Consider the following 15,174-nt stretch of genomic DNA (forward strand, 5'->3'; position numbering starts at 1 on the left):
CGGGGCTTTCGCTGCGTGTTGAGATGGGCGACACTCGGCGCCTACAACGACTTCACGCTTGGCCCTTTAGCTATGAAACCTTCTCACCACCTTGGCAACCAGCGCTTTGGCAACACCGACCCCCGTGTGGTCATTGGCAACTTCCCTTGGTATGAAATGGTGTGGCGCTCACTGCGCGGCGACTTCAAGCCCCAGTCGGAGCCTGCGGGTGGCTACGCGGCATTTGCCCGCGCGTGGAGCGTGCCGGTAGACCATGCACGTTTGGCCCAGCGGCAAGAAGCCCCCGTGGTCACGTGGCTGGGCCATGTGAGTATCTTGCTGCAAGTGGCCGGGCTCAATGTGTTGATGGACCCCACCTTGGCCGACTACGCAGGCCCCATGGGCCGGGTGGGCGCTCCGCGCCGTGTACCGGCACCGCTGAGCCCTGAGCAACTGCCACTCATTGACGTAGTGCTCATCTCGCACAACCACTACGACCACCTGTGCGATGCCAGCATAGGCCGCTTGATGGCATCCGGCCAACGTCCGCGCTTTGTGGTGCCTCTGGGTTTGAAGGCCTGGTTTGACCGCCGCAACATCGAGAACGTGACCGAGCTGGACTGGTGGGGCAGCGTGCCGCTGTCGGACACTGTGCGTGTGCACTTTACGCCGGCGCAGCACTGGAGCCGCCGCACGCCATGGGACACCAATGCCTCGCTGTGGGGCGGCTATATGCTGGAGTGGACGCAGCCCTCGCAGGCCGCATGGCGGTTTTTGTTTCCCGGTGACACGGGTTATAGCCAAGACTTCAAGACCATTCGCCAGCGCCTAGGTGCCGTGGACTTTTTGGCGCTGCCCATTGGTGCCTATTTGCCGCGCGACTTCATGAAGTCCATGCACGTGAACCCCGAGGACGCGGTGCAGATGATGTTGGACCTAGAGGCCAAGCAATGCATGGGCGTGCACTGGGGCACTTTTATGCTGACGCAAGAAGCGTTTGACCACCCGCCGCGCGACTTGGCTGCCGCTTTGAAGGCGCACGGCCTGCCGCTGGAGCGGGTGTGGCTGCTGCGCCACGGCGAAACCCGAGCAATTAGCCTAGCAGCTTGACCAGCATCCAGATAAACAGCCCCAGCTGAACACTCCACAGCGTGGCGCGCACCAGCACATGCAGTGGGCCTACGCCTACGAGGTGCACCAAGCTTTGGCCCACCCGTGCATACAGTACCCATGCGGCTACCGGTGCAATCACGTCCAGCTTGTTCATAGCCGCTGCGCCCAGCACGATGGCGGCAAACACCGGCAGGTTTTCTAGGCAGTTGGCGTGCGCGTCTTCCATGCGGGTGACCAAGCCTGCATCGTCACTAGGCTTGTTACGGCGTGGCCAGTGGTTAATGGCGGTACCACCCAAAAATCGCACGCCACGGTAGAGAAACACAATGGTGATCAGCAGCACCGTCCACGCGGTGAATCCCAGCAAGGCTTGTAAAGCAGTCATAGTGCGCACACCCAAGTTAAAAGGCCACCATACAGGGGCCGCCCGTTTTGCGCCAGCGTGTTTATGCGAGGGGCTTGGCTTGCGCCAACTAAAATTTGCAAACTATGTTTCTAGTTGAACTCACCTATATCCAGCCCTTGTCGATGGTGGACGCTTTGGTGCCTGAGCACATCGACTTTTTGAACCGCTTTTATGCCTCAGGGCACTTTTTGCTGTCAGGCCGCAAGGAGCCCCGCACGGGAGGCCTCATTCTTTGCAAAGCTGACTCACTCGCAGAGGTCAACGCCATCCTTGCCCAAGACCCTTTTGCCCGCGAGAAGCTTGCTCAATACAGCGTTACGGAGTTTTTGCCCTCGAAAGCCGCGCCCAGTTTGCAGTCCCTGCTTTAGTCGTGGTTCCAACCGGTGAGTTGCACCAAGCGTTCTAGTGCAAAGGCTCCCAGCACCGAGTTGCCCTTGGCGTCTAGCTCGGGGGACCACACGCTGATGGTGCCGCGCCCCGGTGCAATGGCCACAATGCCACCACCCACCCCGGTTTTGATGGGCAGGCCAATGCGGTAGGCAAAGTCGCCAGACGCATCGTAGGCACCGCAGGTCAGCATGAGCGCGTTCACACGGCGCGCGGCGTCGGCACTCAACACGTGTTCGCCCGGCTGGCTGCCTTTGGCCAAGTCCACACCCCCATTGGCCAAGAACATGGTGGCTTGTGCCAGCTGGGTGCAGGTCATTTCGGTGGCGCACTGGCGGCAGTAGTTGTCCAGCACCAGCTCCGGCGGGTTATGAAAATTGCCGTAGCTCTTCATGAAGTACGCTAGCGCCATGTTGCGGTGGGCTGTGTCGCGCTCTGATTTTGCAATACGCACATTCCAAGTCAGCGCGGGGTCATCAGTGAGCCTGCGCAACGCACCCAGCATGGCCAAGTCCATATGGGCGTAGCGGCTGGTCAAAATATCGGTCACCACCAGCGCTCCCGCATTGATAAACGGGTTGCGTGGAATGCCCCGCTCCGATTCGAGCTGCACCATGGAGTTGAACGCCGCCCCTGAAGGTTCGCGCCCCACACGCGTCCACAAGTCTTCACCCACCGCCTTGAGCGCCAACACAAAGGTGAAGAGCTTGGTAATGCTTTGTAGAGAAAACGGGGTGTGCGCATCGCCCACTGTGTAGCTGCTGCCATCCACCATCGCCAAAGCCATGCCAAAGCGCCGTGCAGGCACCTCAGCCAAGGCGGGGATGTAGTTGGCTACCTCACCGCGCCCAAACAGGTCTTGAGCCTCGTTGGCAATTTGCTGGAGCACATCGTGCAGATGGCTATCTGTGGGGCGGGGCGTCTCAGTCATGGCGCAAATTCTAGGGGCGCTACCCCCTAGGCACTATGCAAACTTGGTATCGGGTGCAGCGGTTTGCGGTATGGCCGTGCGCGCGATAAATGCTATTCAATTGGTAGCTACTTGGGCAGTATTTACAAGCGATAGCGGCTTGTTTTCGGAGTTCAAACAGGGGCGTGCAACACGCCCCTGTTTGAACTAAGTGCGCTGGCAGAAGTTCAGACGGTCCAAGCCTCCGTTTTGAAACACAAACAAGGACGATGACAGCTGAAAGCCAAACTGATGTAGGGGCTGGTTGTTGCTGTCGGTACCTGTCATATGAAAGGCACCTGCCAAGTCGCGCTCCACGCTGGTGCCCGTGTCATAGACCTTGTTGATCGCAATCACGGCAGCCTGGGAGCCGCCTACCAAGTTGAATGACGTGGGCGTGACACGGATGGTGCCGCCTGTGTTGCCATTGACTTGGATCGTGGGGCAGTAGAAGTTACCGGAGAACTTGGCGCTGTCGATGGCCTGTATGCGTGCGGCGACAAAAACGCCGGTGCGTCGCACGTTGGATGCGTTTAGCCAGTCTTGGTCAATGACTAACACCGGGCCCAGGTCTCCTGCCTGTATGTGGGCCTTGATATGGGTGACGCCGTTGGGCAGGGTTAAGGTGTTGCTGCCGGTGGGTGTGAGTGTGAGATTGCCCCCTGCGTTTGCAGCCAGTTGCAAGGTGACCGGGATTTGGGAGCCGTCGTTGGGAGTGGTGCCATCCAAGCGTAGGCAATTGCCACTGGCTGCGTTGTACTTGGCGCCAGGACACAGCTTGACCAAACCATTGCTTGCAATGTTCAAGGTGCCCGGCGTCGACGAGGGACTTTGCCCATTGGATTGGTTGCGCGCTTGATTGGCAAACACATAGTCGCCTGCCAAGCTGGTGATGGAAGCGCCCATGGCCAGCTTGCTGCCCGTGACCGCGGAGCTAAGGGTGGTGGTACCGTTGTGCCAGGAGACAGAGCCAATCAAGCTCTTGGTGCGGGTGTCGTACTTGATGGTGATGCTGCCACCGTTGGCTTGACCGGGAGTGCCAAAGTTGCCGCTGTAGGTATCAATCGTTCCGCTGGTGGTCTTGGTAAACGTGCCTTCGTCTGAGGTTTGGGTCAGGCCATACGCAGTTTGTAGGGGGAGCAGTTTGAACTTAGACGTGAAAGCATTGAAAACAAAGCGCCATGTGTCGCCCACGTCGGCAGTCATGTCCATCGCTGAGGTGGCACCGGCAACCGCCGCAGTGTCGCCAGCAGACACCGCAATATCCGTGGCCCCCAGCGCGCTAGCCATGCTCGCTGAGCTACTGGCCACGTCATAGCTGGCGGGCGAGGGGGTTGCGGTGGCACTGCCGCCGCCTCCACCGCCACCACAGGCGGACAAGCCGAGGGCGAGCCCCAGCATAGAGGCGCTCAAAGCTAAGCGAGGTGTGTGATGGTTTGGTTTCATTTCATTCCCTAGTGATTGACTGGTGAACACATGCCGCAAAGCCACGGGCGATGCCGACGTGCATTGCGGGGACCAAAACATGTGTTTTCTGTTGTGTTGAAATTGCCATGTGCGGCCCAGCGGACTCGCCAAACCGCGCACCATGCACAGCTTAGGGACGTATGCGCTATGTGAGAATCACTCACCGGTTGACCCCTACCTACATTTGAAAAAAACTTCATGCGCTTGATTCGCAATGTGCGTCGGCTGCCTCTGCGCGACGTGCTCACCCTTGCTACTGTTTTCTTGGTCTCCAGTGTGTTTGTGGTGGCGTGGGCGTTTTCCCAATGGACGGCGGCTATTGAAGATGGCAAGAACCGCTTTCGCGGGCAAACCATTGGTTTCTTCACCAACTACTACGCCGAGATTCACCGCTCCTTGTCGCGTGGGCAGATGCTGTGGCTGGCGCTCAACGACGATGGGCAAAGCGTCAACCGCAGCAGCTTTGCCAACTTTTGTGCGCAGCTTGGCTACGACGGCTTTGCCGCAGGCGTAGAACTGGTGGTGCTAGAAGGGGCCAGCGCAGGGCGCTACCGCTGCGGCGTTCAAGGGCATAGCCCGCTGTTGCCCCAAGACAGTCAGACCCGTGCGCTGCTTTTGCGCAACTTCGCCAAGGGCTCGCTGATTGACCCAGCGAGCAGCACCGCCGCGGTGGCAGGGGAGGCTCCGCACTTGGAGTGGGTGTCGCCCATCGGTATGGCAGATGCGGCAGGCAAGGTCCAATTGACGGGCTACATTCGCCTGCGCTACCGCTTGCAGCAGGCGCTAGACCGCGCCATGCAAGACCAACCTACGCATGCGGAATATGCGCTGGACGTGGGCAATGCACTCAACGAGGGCGATGAGCGCCGGGACGCCTACCCGCCCAAGCCCATGCTGCAGTCCGCCCAATGGCCACCGGGGCAGTTTTCCGCGCGCACCCTAGGTGCGGGGCAGTTGGTGCCGCAATGGTTTACTTTCTATGACAACGTGGACTACCCCATGGGGGACGGCAAGGTGTACCGTCTCACCCTGTTTCAACGCAGTCCCGTGCTCACTTGGCTGGAGTGGCCTGCGGCGGGCACCTTGTCCATTGTGCTGGGCTGCGTGCTGGTGTTGCTGATCACTGGGATGAGCTACGCGCTGCTGTTTGCCCGCATGCGCATGCGCCGAACGGTGGAACTGCGCACCTTGCGTCTCAAGCGCCGCAGCCAAGCACTGCAGCACGCGCGCCACGAGCAGGGCTTGTTGGAGGCTGCGCTCTTAGACACCACTGAGCGCGAAAAACTGCGCCTCGGGGCGGAGTTGCACGACGGGGCAGGCCAGTCCTTAACCGGGGCGCGGCTCTTGGCCGACAGCTTGGCGCTCACGCTGCATCCCGTGCCACCACTGCTCACGGCGCTGCAAAAGAGCTTGCAAACCGCCATCAACGCAGTGCGTGAAGGTGCGCGTGGCCTCACACCCGCCCCCTTGCTGGAAGACGGCTTAGAGCCCGCCTTGGCGGCGCTGGCCCGACAGTACGACAACAGTTCGGTGCGCGTGGAGTTGCAGTCGCACGCCCCCTTGACTGCCTTGGACCCTGAATCCAAGTTGCACATCTACCGCATCGCGCAAGAAGCGATCAACAACGCCGTACGCCACGGCGGAGCGCGCAAGGTCACGCTCACGCTGGGGGGAGCCCAGTTGCTCCAAGTGGAAGACGATGGCCAAGGTTTTGAGCCCGAGGGCGTGAAGACCGGCGTGGGTTTGCGCTCGCAGCAAATGCGTGCGGGCCTGATGGGGCGCAAGCTGGTCTTGCGGTCGCAGCCCGGTGCCGGCAGTGTGGTGTGCTTGCAATGAACGCAGCTTTTCACTCCATCTTGCTGGTCGACGACCACCCCATCGTGCGTATGGGCTTGGTGGCCTTATTGGCAGCACACTGCCCACAGGCCCCAGTGCGCGAGGCCGGCACGCTGGACGAGGCGCGCCAAGCCGTCGCCGCGGGTGCACCGCAGCTCACCCTCTTAGACATCAACCTAGGGCAAGGCAATGGCTTGACGCTGCTGCCGCTCTTACGACAAGTGGGGAGCAAGGTGTTGGTGCTGTCGATTCGCGACGAGCTCAGCACCGTAGAAGCGGCCTTGGCTGCTGGTGCCCATGGCTACTTGGTCAAAGACGCTGCCGGCGCGGAGCTGGCTAGCGCGCTCACTGAAATCGCCGAAGGCCGCCATTACGTACCTGCAAGCTTGGCTCAAAAACTGGCATGGCGCAAAGGCCCCATGGGTGTGCAGGGGGTGGATAGCTTGAGCCCGCGTGAGCTTGAAGTCTTGCTGCTGGTGGCCCAAGGCCTTGGTAAATCGGAAATGTCTCAGCGGCTAGGCATTAGCCCCAACACGGTGGAGACCCACCGCCAAAAACTGCGCGTCAAGCTCGGGCTGGATAACCAGCACGAATTGTTGAAGTTCGCTTTGGCGCACTGTGGTCTGCAATCAGTAGGCTAATTATTGCTATTGAAATAGTAGCTGCTTGCGCAATTGGTATGAGCGCTAGCGGCACTTTTCGCCAGGTTTACGCCCTGCGCATGGTCAATAGGCCCACGCTGGCACTGGCTAGCAGAGCGGAGCAGCTGCGGTTAAAGATGCGCTTGCCACGGGCGGTAGCAAACCAGTGACGCATGTGCAAGCCCATGTAGGCGTAGGCGGCAATGGCTATCCACTCCAGCACCAAGAAAATCCCACCTAGCGTGGCAAACTGCGCCGTCACTGCTTGGCTAGGGTCTACAAACTGGGGCAAGAAGGCGGTGAATATCAAAATGGCTTTGGGGTTGCCAGCAGCTACAAAAAATTCCTGGCGCGCCAGCTTGCCCAAGCTGGCATGTGGGGATGTCGCCTCTTGGCTGGGGCTGGGGTCAGCGCGCCAGAGTTGTACCGCCAAGTAGAGCAAATAGGCAGCGCCAGCTAGCTTGATGCCATAAAACAAAAATTCCGATGTGTGCAGCACCACCGCCAAGCCTGTGGACGCCAGAAACAGCATGCCCATAAACGCCAACAAACGCCCTGCACCAGCTAGGCAGGCCGTGCGAAAGCCATAGCGTGTGGCATTGCTGATGGACAGCAAGTTATTGGGCCCCGGCGCCATATTGAGCGCGAAGCAAGCTGGAACAAACAAAAGCAAGGTGGCGGAGTTCATGGGTACGTGCGCAAAAAACAGTGATGGTGACGTCTAACCAGTTTACAAGCCCTTGGCGGTGCGCCTTGGTGCTGCCAGCTGTTTTGTCTAGGCGTCGCGTGAGTCTGATTCTGTGGACAGCATAGACGCAATCTCACTGGCTGAGGCAGACGAGCGCTCGGCCAACTTGCGAACCTCCGTGGCCACCACAGCAAACCCTCTGCCCATGTCACCTGCGCGCGCCGCCTCAATGGCGGCATTGAGCGACAGCATATTGGTTTGGTCCGCCAAGTTGTTGATGGTTGCAACCACCGTGCGTATACGGGCGATGGTAGCCCGCTGCTGCGACACATCGGTGGCATACATCACCACCTTGGCCAGCGTTTTTTCTACCGACACGATGGGGTTGAACGTGGCCGCCAAGTGCAGCGGACTGCCGTCTTTGCGCCGCACTTCCACATCGGTGCTGATGGATTTGCCTTGTGCCAAGGTGTCCATGCCTTGGTTGGATGTGGCTGTGCGAAAAGCCGCTATGACCAAGTCGTCTGCCTGGGCCACTGTGTCAGCGCCCAATAATTGCAAAAGCATGGGGCTTGCATCTTGCAATTGCCCCGTCATGTTCCAGTCCGCCACCACCGTGGACTGGCGGATGGCTTGGAGCCGCACATTGTTCTCAAGTGCGCCCATCTTGGTGGAGGTGACGTTTGCTTGGATAGAGATGAACTTGTCCAGCTTGCCGCTTTCGTTGAACACCGGGTTAATGGCCAAAGAGATCCAATAGGGGTGCCCCTCTTTGTTGTAGTTGAGAATTTCTTCGTAGAAGGGCTCGTGGGCATCGATCTTGTGGCGTATGCGCTTGACGGTGGCTTGGTCGGTGTGTTTGCCTTGCAATAGCGCGCCAGGCTTTTTGCCCCGCGCCTCGGCCAGGGTATAGCCGGTCAGGCGTTCAAAGCCATTGTTCACATACTCGATGCGTCCCTTGGGGTCGCAAATCACCACCGAGTTGTCGGTTTCGTTGGCCACCAGCGAGAGAATGCGAATTTGCTCCCGGCGAGACACCTCTTCGGTAATGTCTTTAAGGAACGCCGTGTACAAAATGCGGCCTTCGAGCTGAATTTTCGAAAGTGAAAGGGCCGCAAAGCAAGCCCGGCCATCTTTGCGTTCAATGGGTACTTCGCGGCTGGTGCCCACAATTTTGTCTTGGCCTGTGTCGCGGTTGGCATTGACGAGCCGGTCGTGGTTACCTTGAATGTTGTACGGCACCAGCATCTTGACGTTGTTGCCCAGCACCTCTTCGCGCCTATAGCCCCACAGGCGCTCAGCAGCGGGGTTGTAAAAGGTCACGCAGTTGTCCTCGTCAATGGTGACCACGGCGTCTAGGGCTTGCTCTAGCGTCTGCTCAATGATGGCCTGTGACTCGCGCTGGGCCGTGACGTCACGCACAAATGCGGTGTAGCCGACGCCACTGGACAGCTTGACCCTAGACAGCGACAGCGACGCCCAAATGCGGCTGCCGTCTTTGCGTTGCATATTGACTTCACGGAACGTCCCCACAATTTTGTCCACACCGGTGCTGCGGTTGGCGTTGACATAGCTGTCATGCGGGGCTTGGTGCTCCAAGGGCACCAGCATGCGCACGTTATGCCCCATCACTTCATCACGCTTAAAGCCCCACAGCCGTTGGGCGGCATCGTTGTAATAGGTGATGCAGTTGTTGGCGTCGATGCTCACCACACCGTCGACAGACTGGTCCAAGATGGCTTGGGTCTGCGCAGTGAGTTGCCGTATTTCTTCGCGTTGCTGCACCTCAGCCGTGATGTCTTTGACAAAAGCGGTGTACAGGGTGCGACCTTCCAATCTCACCTTGGAGAGCGACAAGGCCGCGTGCCGCTTGCTACCGTCTAGGCGCTCAATCACCACCTCGCGGCTCGTACCCACGATTTTGTCGACCCCCGTGTTGCGGTTGGCATTGACAAAGCTGTCATGCGGCGCTTGTATGGCTTGGGGCACCAGCATCCGCACGTTTTTCCCCAGCACGGTGTCGCGCGGATGGCCCCACAGCTTCTCTGCTGCCGGGTTGTAGAAGGTGATGCAGTTGGCCTCGTCAATCGTCACCACGGCGTCCAGCGCCTGCTCTAGGGTTTGGTGGATGATGGCCTGCGCCTCAAACTGCGCGGTAATGTCTTTGACAAAGGCGGTGTACAAGGTGCGACCGTCCAGTTGCACTTTAGACAAGGATAAGGCGGCATGCCGCTTGCTGCCGTCGGCACGCTCAATGACGACCTCACGGCTGGTGCCCACAATCTTGTCGACCCCTGTGGTGCGGTTGGCATTGACAAAGCTGTCGTGTGGCGCCTGAATGGCTTGGGGTACGAGCATGCGCACGTTGTGTCCCAACACTGCACTGCGCGCATAGCCCCACAAACGCTCGGCCGCAGGGTTGTAAAACGTAATGCAGTTGTTCTCGTCAATGGTGACCACAGCATCCAGCGCTTGCTCCAGCGTTTGCTGGATGATGGCTTGGCTTTCACGCTGGGCCGTGATGTCGCGCACGAAGGCCGTGTAGCCAATCCCTTGGGGGGTGTTCACCTTAGACAATGACAGCGAAGCCCATATCCGGGAGCCGTCTTTGCGCTGCATATGCACTTCGCGAAACGTGCCCACAATTTTGTCGACACCGGTGCTGCGGTTGGCGTTGACGTAGCCATCGTGGGGGGCTTGGTGCTCGCTGGGTACCAGCATGCGCACGTTTTGGCCTAGCACTTCTTCGCGGGTGTAGCCCCACAGGCGCTGGGCGGCCGCGTTGTAGTAGGTGATGCAATTGGCAGGGTCAATGCTGACCACCGCATCGACCGATTGGTCCAAAATGGCCTGCGTGGCGCTGGTGTCACTGGGGTGGCCTAGCAGTACGTGCCAAGCATGGGTGAATCGCTCCCACACAGAATGCTTCTGTTGCATGCAAACCCCTTAGGTTTAGTGCGCCGCTTTCGGCACGTTAGCCGGATTTGCCGCACTTTAGCAGTGAATGCAGCGCTTGTCTTGCTCTACGCCGCGCTTGCTAGAACAGCGGGGTTTTTGGGGGCTATACATGCGGGCGTGCGGCTGAGCCCTTGTCCGCCTACGCTTGCCTTGCCTGTCACTGTCTCTTAAGTTACTATAAAAAATATAGCTAAGTATGCAATCCAAATAAGCGCTAAGAGCTACTTTAGTAAATACTTGTCATAGATCTGCTGGTAGCGACCTGAGCTTTTGAGCTGTTTGAGCCCTGCATTGAAATCGTCTCGGATTTTGCTGTCTCGGAACACCGGCCGATAGTCCGCAGGGTCAACCGTGGTGAAAGTATGCTCTTCTACTACTTGCAGATCTTTGCCTGTTTCAAGCTTGTGTTGGCGTGTGAAGTACTTGAAGATGGTCCGGTCACTCAAGACCAAGTCATAGCGCCCCAAGTCCAAGGTGCGCACCTGAATGGCTTGGTCATTTTGTTCAAAGTATTTGCCAGCAGCGGCTACCGGGCCTAGCCATTCTGGGTAACGTTTCACGGCACCTTGAAAGGCAATGACGCTGAGCCCTTGTAGGTCTGCTGGGGTCTTGATGTGCAACTTGCGGCTTGCCAATGCAATGAGCACGTTGTCGTATACCACCGCAGTGTCGCCATACAACGCACCATACGGCCTGAGGTCTTCGCCACCATCGGTCATGGCGGCGTCCACCCGTTTGGTTTTGAAAGACAGCGGCACCCTGGCAAACGGGAAGTAAGCGGGCTTGAGCACATGGCCCCGCAAGGCCAAAGCCTCTCCAATGACCTCAAGCTCAATGCCAGAGTTGGTTTCCGGAAAGCAAAATGGGGGAATCCGGTCCCCAAACGCCATAGTGACCTCGGCTGACCAAGCCGGGAACACCAGCAACAAAGCGAAACCAAACGCAGCGATTGCTTTCATAACGCTCTCCCGATGAGGCTCAGCCAATGGTGGCACGAGGGTGCCTTAGCCATGTTTTTTTCCAACACTGTATCGCGTGGATGTGGCTCTGGCAAATCCGTCGATACGTGCAACTGCACCGAGCTTGCATTGCCACCCCACAGGCGAGTAGCATGCGGCTTGGCAAAAGCCGCGCAGATATTCCTCTGGCTTGGCGACTATTTGCACTCAGGAAGCAGGTATGAAGCGACGCGTTCTGATCGGAGCTGGTAGTTTGCTTGGCGCAGCGGTCTTGCTACCAACGCAAGCACAAACCGTGGTGAAGGTGCGCATGGCGTACTTTGAAGACTTTGCGCCCATGAGCTTCAAAACCCCCAAAGGCGATATGGCGGGCATCTTTATAGAAACCCTCAACCACATTGCCAAGGCGAGTGGCGTGGCGTTTCAGCATTCAGGGTTTCCGTGGCAGCGTGCCCAAAACTACATCAAGGCCGGTGAGCTGGACGCTCTGTGCGCATGGAACTCAGTGGAACGCAAAGAGTACTTGTGGTTTGCCTCCACCCCGGTGATCGAGCAGACCATGGGCATCTACCACCGGCCCAAGGATGCACGTGTTCAGGCCATCAGATCTGTGCAGGATATGCGCGCTTTGGCCCAGGGCAGTTATCTGGGCAATGGTTACGCCAAGCAATACCTAGAGCCCGATCTGATCAAGTGGCAAGCCGACATGACCTCCGTACTACGGCTGGTGGCCGCGGAGAGCTTGGACATCTTTGTAGAGGGGGAGCTCATAGGCAAAGCTGCCATTGAGAAACATGGGCTGCAAGGCAAACTTGCGTTCACCCCGCTGCCATTTCTTGATCCAGTGCGTTCGTACTTTGGGCTGCGTAAGTCCTTTGACAAGGCGCAGCACATCGTCGAGCGCGTAGATGGGGCGCTTGGCCAGGCACGCAAGTCTGGCGCGCTGGGCATCATTTACAAGAAGTACGTGTAGGGCTGCTGCGCTGCTTAAATCCACTCATCGCTGCTCACTGTGCGCGAGCCCCCGGCATTGCCCGTATTGACGGTTCCGCAGGGTTCGATAAGCAGTAGCTTGACCTCTTGCTCTGCAAATGGCTTGTGCATCACCCCTTTGGGCACGACATACATTTCGCCCGCAGACACCAGCACGTGGCCGTCCTGAAAGTCGATGCGCAGTTGCCCCTCCAGCACGACAAAGGTTTCATCCGTCTCTGCGTGTTCATGCCAGATGAAGTCGCCTTGCAGCCTTGCTAACTTGAACTGGTAGTCGTTCATTTGCGCAAGCACCTTTTGGCGCCATTGGTCTTGGAACAGGCCGAACTTTTCTGCGAAGTTGATGCTGCGGTAAGGGGCTGCGTTGTGCGCTGCGTGAGATGGGGTGGTCGACAAAGGGTGCTCCGGTGGCTGGTTCATAAGCCATCAGATTAGCTAGACAGGCGCAGAAAATCTTGTACGTTTGTGCGGCGCCTACCGCGCGCCAAGTGCCCGCGGCGTCTGAAGCCTAAGCCAACGCGCGGGCGACATGCCATAGGTTTTGGTGAAGTGCCGTGTCATGTGGCTTTGGTCGGTGAATCCGGCTGCCAGTGCCGCACTGACCAAGGGTTGCCCTTGCACCAGGAGCGCGCGCACTAGGTCCAGGCGGCGCATCGTCAGGTAGCGGTAGGGCGACGTCCCAAACAAAAGCCGGAAATCGCGCGACAAACTCCACCGATCTCGCCCACTGTGGTCAGCCAGCTCTGCCAAAGTAAGGGGGCGTTCCATCGCGCTATGGATGTACTCGCGCGCCCGCTCTGCCGCCCGGTAGTCAAAAAGGCCAGAGTGCACGCTTGCACCCGCAGCGGCATGCAGCGCATGCGCTAGCTCAAACAAGGCGTCTTCTTCTTCCAAGCGCTCCATCGGGTGGTCCATACGCGGCAGCAAGGCCTGCGTGGCAGCATAGAGGCGCGGATCGTGGCTGATCCCGTGTTTGACAAACGGCAAGGGCTTGCCACCCAAGATTTGCTGAATCAGTGCGGGCTCGATGTAGAGCATGCGGTATTGAAAACCCTCGCCAGTCCCGGCCTGACCATCATGGGCCTCGTCGGGGTGTAGGACCATCGTGCCACCTGGCACGCTGTGGCGCTCCTCGCCTCGGTAGCGAAAACTCTGCACGCCTGAGAGAGTAGTGCCTATCGCGTAGGTGTCATGCCGGTGCATGTCATAACCATGCTTGGCAATGAACGCCTCAATGCGTTCAAACTTGTTGTCAGACGCGCTGCGGTGAATCCAATCGGTGTGGGGCTTTAGGGAGGCCATGCCGCAATGGTACTTCTGGCGTCGCGAAGCTGGGTCAAGTTGTGGACTGGCCGATGAACCACGCCTCCTAACCAAGATGGTTAGGCATGGCTAAACAGCGTCAAGGCCTGCGTTGCGAAGAGGCAGGGGGATAAGGGCTAGGGTGTGGCCGCCTCTTGGATGTTGCCCGCTGGATTACTGTGAGTAGTCCATGGTGGGCATGGTGGCAATCAGGTCGATGGGGGCCTGTTTGGCAGTTTCTCAAGCGGTCCTTCTCTAAATCGGGCATGTCGCGCTTGCCCTCGTTTTTGACCGATAGCCATTTAGATGACCGTTTCGATCCGAGAGCAATTGCGCAAAGATCGCTGGAATATCATGTGCAGATAAGCTCGTCAGTGAACCCAATTTCAACGCGACTACCCGTTTGTGCCCATGAAAATCTTCAGAAGAGATTTGCTTAGCTGCTTGCTGCTCCTTTCGGTCGTGGGTATTAGCTGGGCCTCTGGGGTGACTAGCTATGCATTTGTCACGCCGACCCAAGCTGACGCACTGGGACAACAAGGCCGCAACGAGCAGGCCGGCGTCGTGCTGCGAGCAGCTGCGAAGGCGCTTGATCGCACGCCCCATGCCATGGCAAAAATTCACGTTGAGGGCTCGCTGCCAGGTCAAGGTATCCGCGATGAAAGTGTGGAAGCCCTTCGAGACTTCACCGCTGCCCGTGATCTGGCGCTCGCAGGACGCTTAAGCGGGGAGTCACGATTTGCAGATGCCGCTGCAAAACTGCTGGGGTCGTGGGCGGCTGTGTATTCGCCCAGCTTGAATCCAATCGATGAAACAGAGTTCGATTCGCTCTTTATCGCCTGGGATTTATTACCCGAAAATGCTAGACAGCCATCGAAGGCCAAAATGGAAAAGCTCATACGAGCCTTCGCAATAGGCTATTTGCAAACGCCTCCCCAACGCACGACAGCCGTTAACAACTGGAACAGCCATCGGGTGAAGCTTGCGACACTGGCGGCTTTTGCCACCGGAGATGAGCACCTGATAACGCAGGCACATGAGCGTTTCAAAGAGCAGCTTCGCAACAATATTGACAGTAGAGGTAAAACCTATGACTTTACGCAGCGAGACGCGCTGCATTACGTGGTGTACAGCCTCGAGCCTCTGCTCATGGCAGCTCTGGCAGCCCAACAACACGGGCAGAATTGGTGGAATGACGAGGACAGCCGGCTCTCACTAGCATTGAATTGGCTGCGCCCCTACGCCAGCGGCGAGAAAACGCACATCGAGTTCGCTAAGACCACCGTCAAATGGGATCATGTGCGTCGCGATGCCGGATTAAAAGGATTTGACGGAATGTTTGATCGAAAGAAAGCACGCTTGGTCTATGTTTTGGCGGCCCGCTTTGACAGGCAATACGGAGAACTTGCAACTAGCTTGCGCGACGCTCCTTGGCAGGATGCGTGGCTTTCACTGATCGCCCCACTGTCGAGCCAATAAAACATCGATGACAAATT

14 protein-coding genes are annotated in these 15,174 nt (G+C 58.2%); 6 read left to right on the plus strand and 8 right to left on the minus strand.

The genetic code is table 11. The features are described from left to right. The first annotated feature begins 72 nt into the window (after positions 1 to 72). Entirely contained in the window at positions 73 to 1,089 is a 1,017-nt protein-coding gene (locus EXZ61_RS07110; protein WP_142810404.1) for an MBL fold metallo-hydrolase, read from the plus strand. Here the strand turns inward: EXZ61_RS07110 and EXZ61_RS07115 are convergent. Continuing rightward, complete coding sequence (locus tag EXZ61_RS07115) at positions 1,073 to 1,477, minus strand: MAPEG family protein (RefSeq protein WP_142810406.1); 405 nt, start codon at positions 1,475 to 1,477, stop codon at positions 1,073 to 1,075. The two genes, EXZ61_RS07110 and EXZ61_RS07115, sit on opposite strands and share 17 nt — an antisense overlap. A 104-nt stretch (positions 1,478 to 1,581) precedes the next feature. On the opposite strand from EXZ61_RS07115, the gene EXZ61_RS07120 reads away from it, so the two are divergent. Continuing rightward, on the plus strand, positions 1,582 to 1,866 hold the full coding sequence (locus EXZ61_RS07120; protein WP_142810408.1) for a YciI family protein: 285 nt from the start codon (positions 1,582 to 1,584) through the stop codon (positions 1,864 to 1,866). On the opposite strand, the gene EXZ61_RS07125 is transcribed toward EXZ61_RS07120, so the two are convergent. After that, complete coding sequence (locus EXZ61_RS07125) at positions 1,863 to 2,816, minus strand: glutaminase (RefSeq protein ID WP_142810410.1); 954 nt, start codon at positions 2,814 to 2,816, stop codon at positions 1,863 to 1,865. The genes EXZ61_RS07120 and EXZ61_RS07125 overlap by 4 nt on opposite strands. A 186-nt stretch (positions 2,817 to 3,002) precedes the next feature. Then, positions 3,003 to 4,235 (minus strand): hypothetical protein, encoded by a 1,233-nt coding sequence (locus EXZ61_RS07130; RefSeq protein ID WP_142810412.1) that lies wholly within the window; start codon positions 4,233 to 4,235, stop codon positions 3,003 to 3,005. Between the two features lie 264 nt (positions 4,236 to 4,499). On the opposite strand from EXZ61_RS07130, the gene EXZ61_RS07135 reads away from it, so the two are divergent. Both EXZ61_RS07135 and EXZ61_RS07140 read left to right on the plus strand, forming a co-directional pair. Then, positions 4,500 to 6,137: a sensor histidine kinase gene (locus EXZ61_RS07135; protein ID WP_142810414.1), complete on the plus strand. Its 1,638-nt coding sequence runs from the start codon at positions 4,500 to 4,502 to the stop codon at positions 6,135 to 6,137. Continuing rightward, complete coding sequence (locus tag EXZ61_RS07140; protein WP_142810416.1) at positions 6,134 to 6,778, plus strand: response regulator transcription factor; 645 nt, start codon at positions 6,134 to 6,136, stop codon at positions 6,776 to 6,778. Before EXZ61_RS07135 ends, EXZ61_RS07140 begins: the two co-directional genes overlap by 4 nt. Positions 6,779 to 6,845: 67 nt before the next feature. On the opposite strand, the gene EXZ61_RS07145 is transcribed toward EXZ61_RS07140, so the two are convergent. From EXZ61_RS07145 to EXZ61_RS07155, 3 genes are all read right to left on the minus strand, one after another. Further along, entirely contained in the window at positions 6,846 to 7,466 is a 621-nt protein-coding gene (locus tag EXZ61_RS07145; RefSeq protein ID WP_142810418.1) for a LysE family translocator, read from the minus strand. A gap of 87 nt (positions 7,467 to 7,553) precedes the next feature. Beyond that, positions 7,554 to 10,403 carry a PAS domain S-box protein gene (locus EXZ61_RS07150; RefSeq protein ID WP_142810420.1) on the minus strand — a complete coding sequence of 950 codons (2,850 nt, stop codon included), beginning with the start codon at positions 10,401 to 10,403 and terminating at the stop codon, positions 7,554 to 7,556. Between the two features lie 242 nt (positions 10,404 to 10,645). Further along, positions 10,646 to 11,383 carry a substrate-binding periplasmic protein gene (locus EXZ61_RS07155; RefSeq protein WP_201799117.1) on the minus strand — a complete coding sequence of 246 codons (738 nt, stop codon included), beginning with the start codon at positions 11,381 to 11,383 and terminating at the stop codon, positions 10,646 to 10,648. A gap of 220 nt (positions 11,384 to 11,603) precedes the next feature. Between EXZ61_RS07155 and EXZ61_RS07160 the strand changes: the two genes are divergently transcribed. Continuing rightward, entirely contained in the window at positions 11,604 to 12,356 is a 753-nt protein-coding gene (locus tag EXZ61_RS07160) for a substrate-binding periplasmic protein (RefSeq protein WP_142810422.1), read from the plus strand. A 14-nt stretch (positions 12,357 to 12,370) separates the two neighbouring features. On the opposite strand, the gene EXZ61_RS07165 is transcribed toward EXZ61_RS07160, so the two are convergent. Together EXZ61_RS07165 and EXZ61_RS07170 are read right to left on the minus strand one after the other, a co-directional pair. After that, a complete protein-coding gene (locus EXZ61_RS07165; RefSeq protein ID WP_142810424.1) occupies positions 12,371 to 12,796 on the minus strand; it encodes a cupin domain-containing protein in 426 nt (141 codons plus the stop codon). A 54-nt stretch (positions 12,797 to 12,850) separates the two neighbouring features. Further along, positions 12,851 to 13,678: an AraC family transcriptional regulator gene (locus tag EXZ61_RS07170; protein ID WP_142810426.1), complete on the minus strand. Its 828-nt coding sequence runs from the start codon at positions 13,676 to 13,678 to the stop codon at positions 12,851 to 12,853. Between the two features lie 411 nt (positions 13,679 to 14,089). Here EXZ61_RS07170 and EXZ61_RS07175 point away from each other — a divergent pair, with 411 nt between their 5' ends. Next, entirely contained in the window at positions 14,090 to 15,157 is a 1,068-nt protein-coding gene (locus tag EXZ61_RS07175; RefSeq protein ID WP_142810427.1) for an alginate lyase family protein, read from the plus strand. The last annotated feature ends 17 nt before the right edge of the window (positions 15,158 to 15,174 follow it).

Source organism: Rhodoferax aquaticus (genome assembly GCF_006974105.1).
In the GTDB taxonomy this organism is placed as follows: Bacteria; Pseudomonadota; Gammaproteobacteria; order Burkholderiales; family Burkholderiaceae_C; genus Allorhodoferax; species Allorhodoferax aquaticus_A.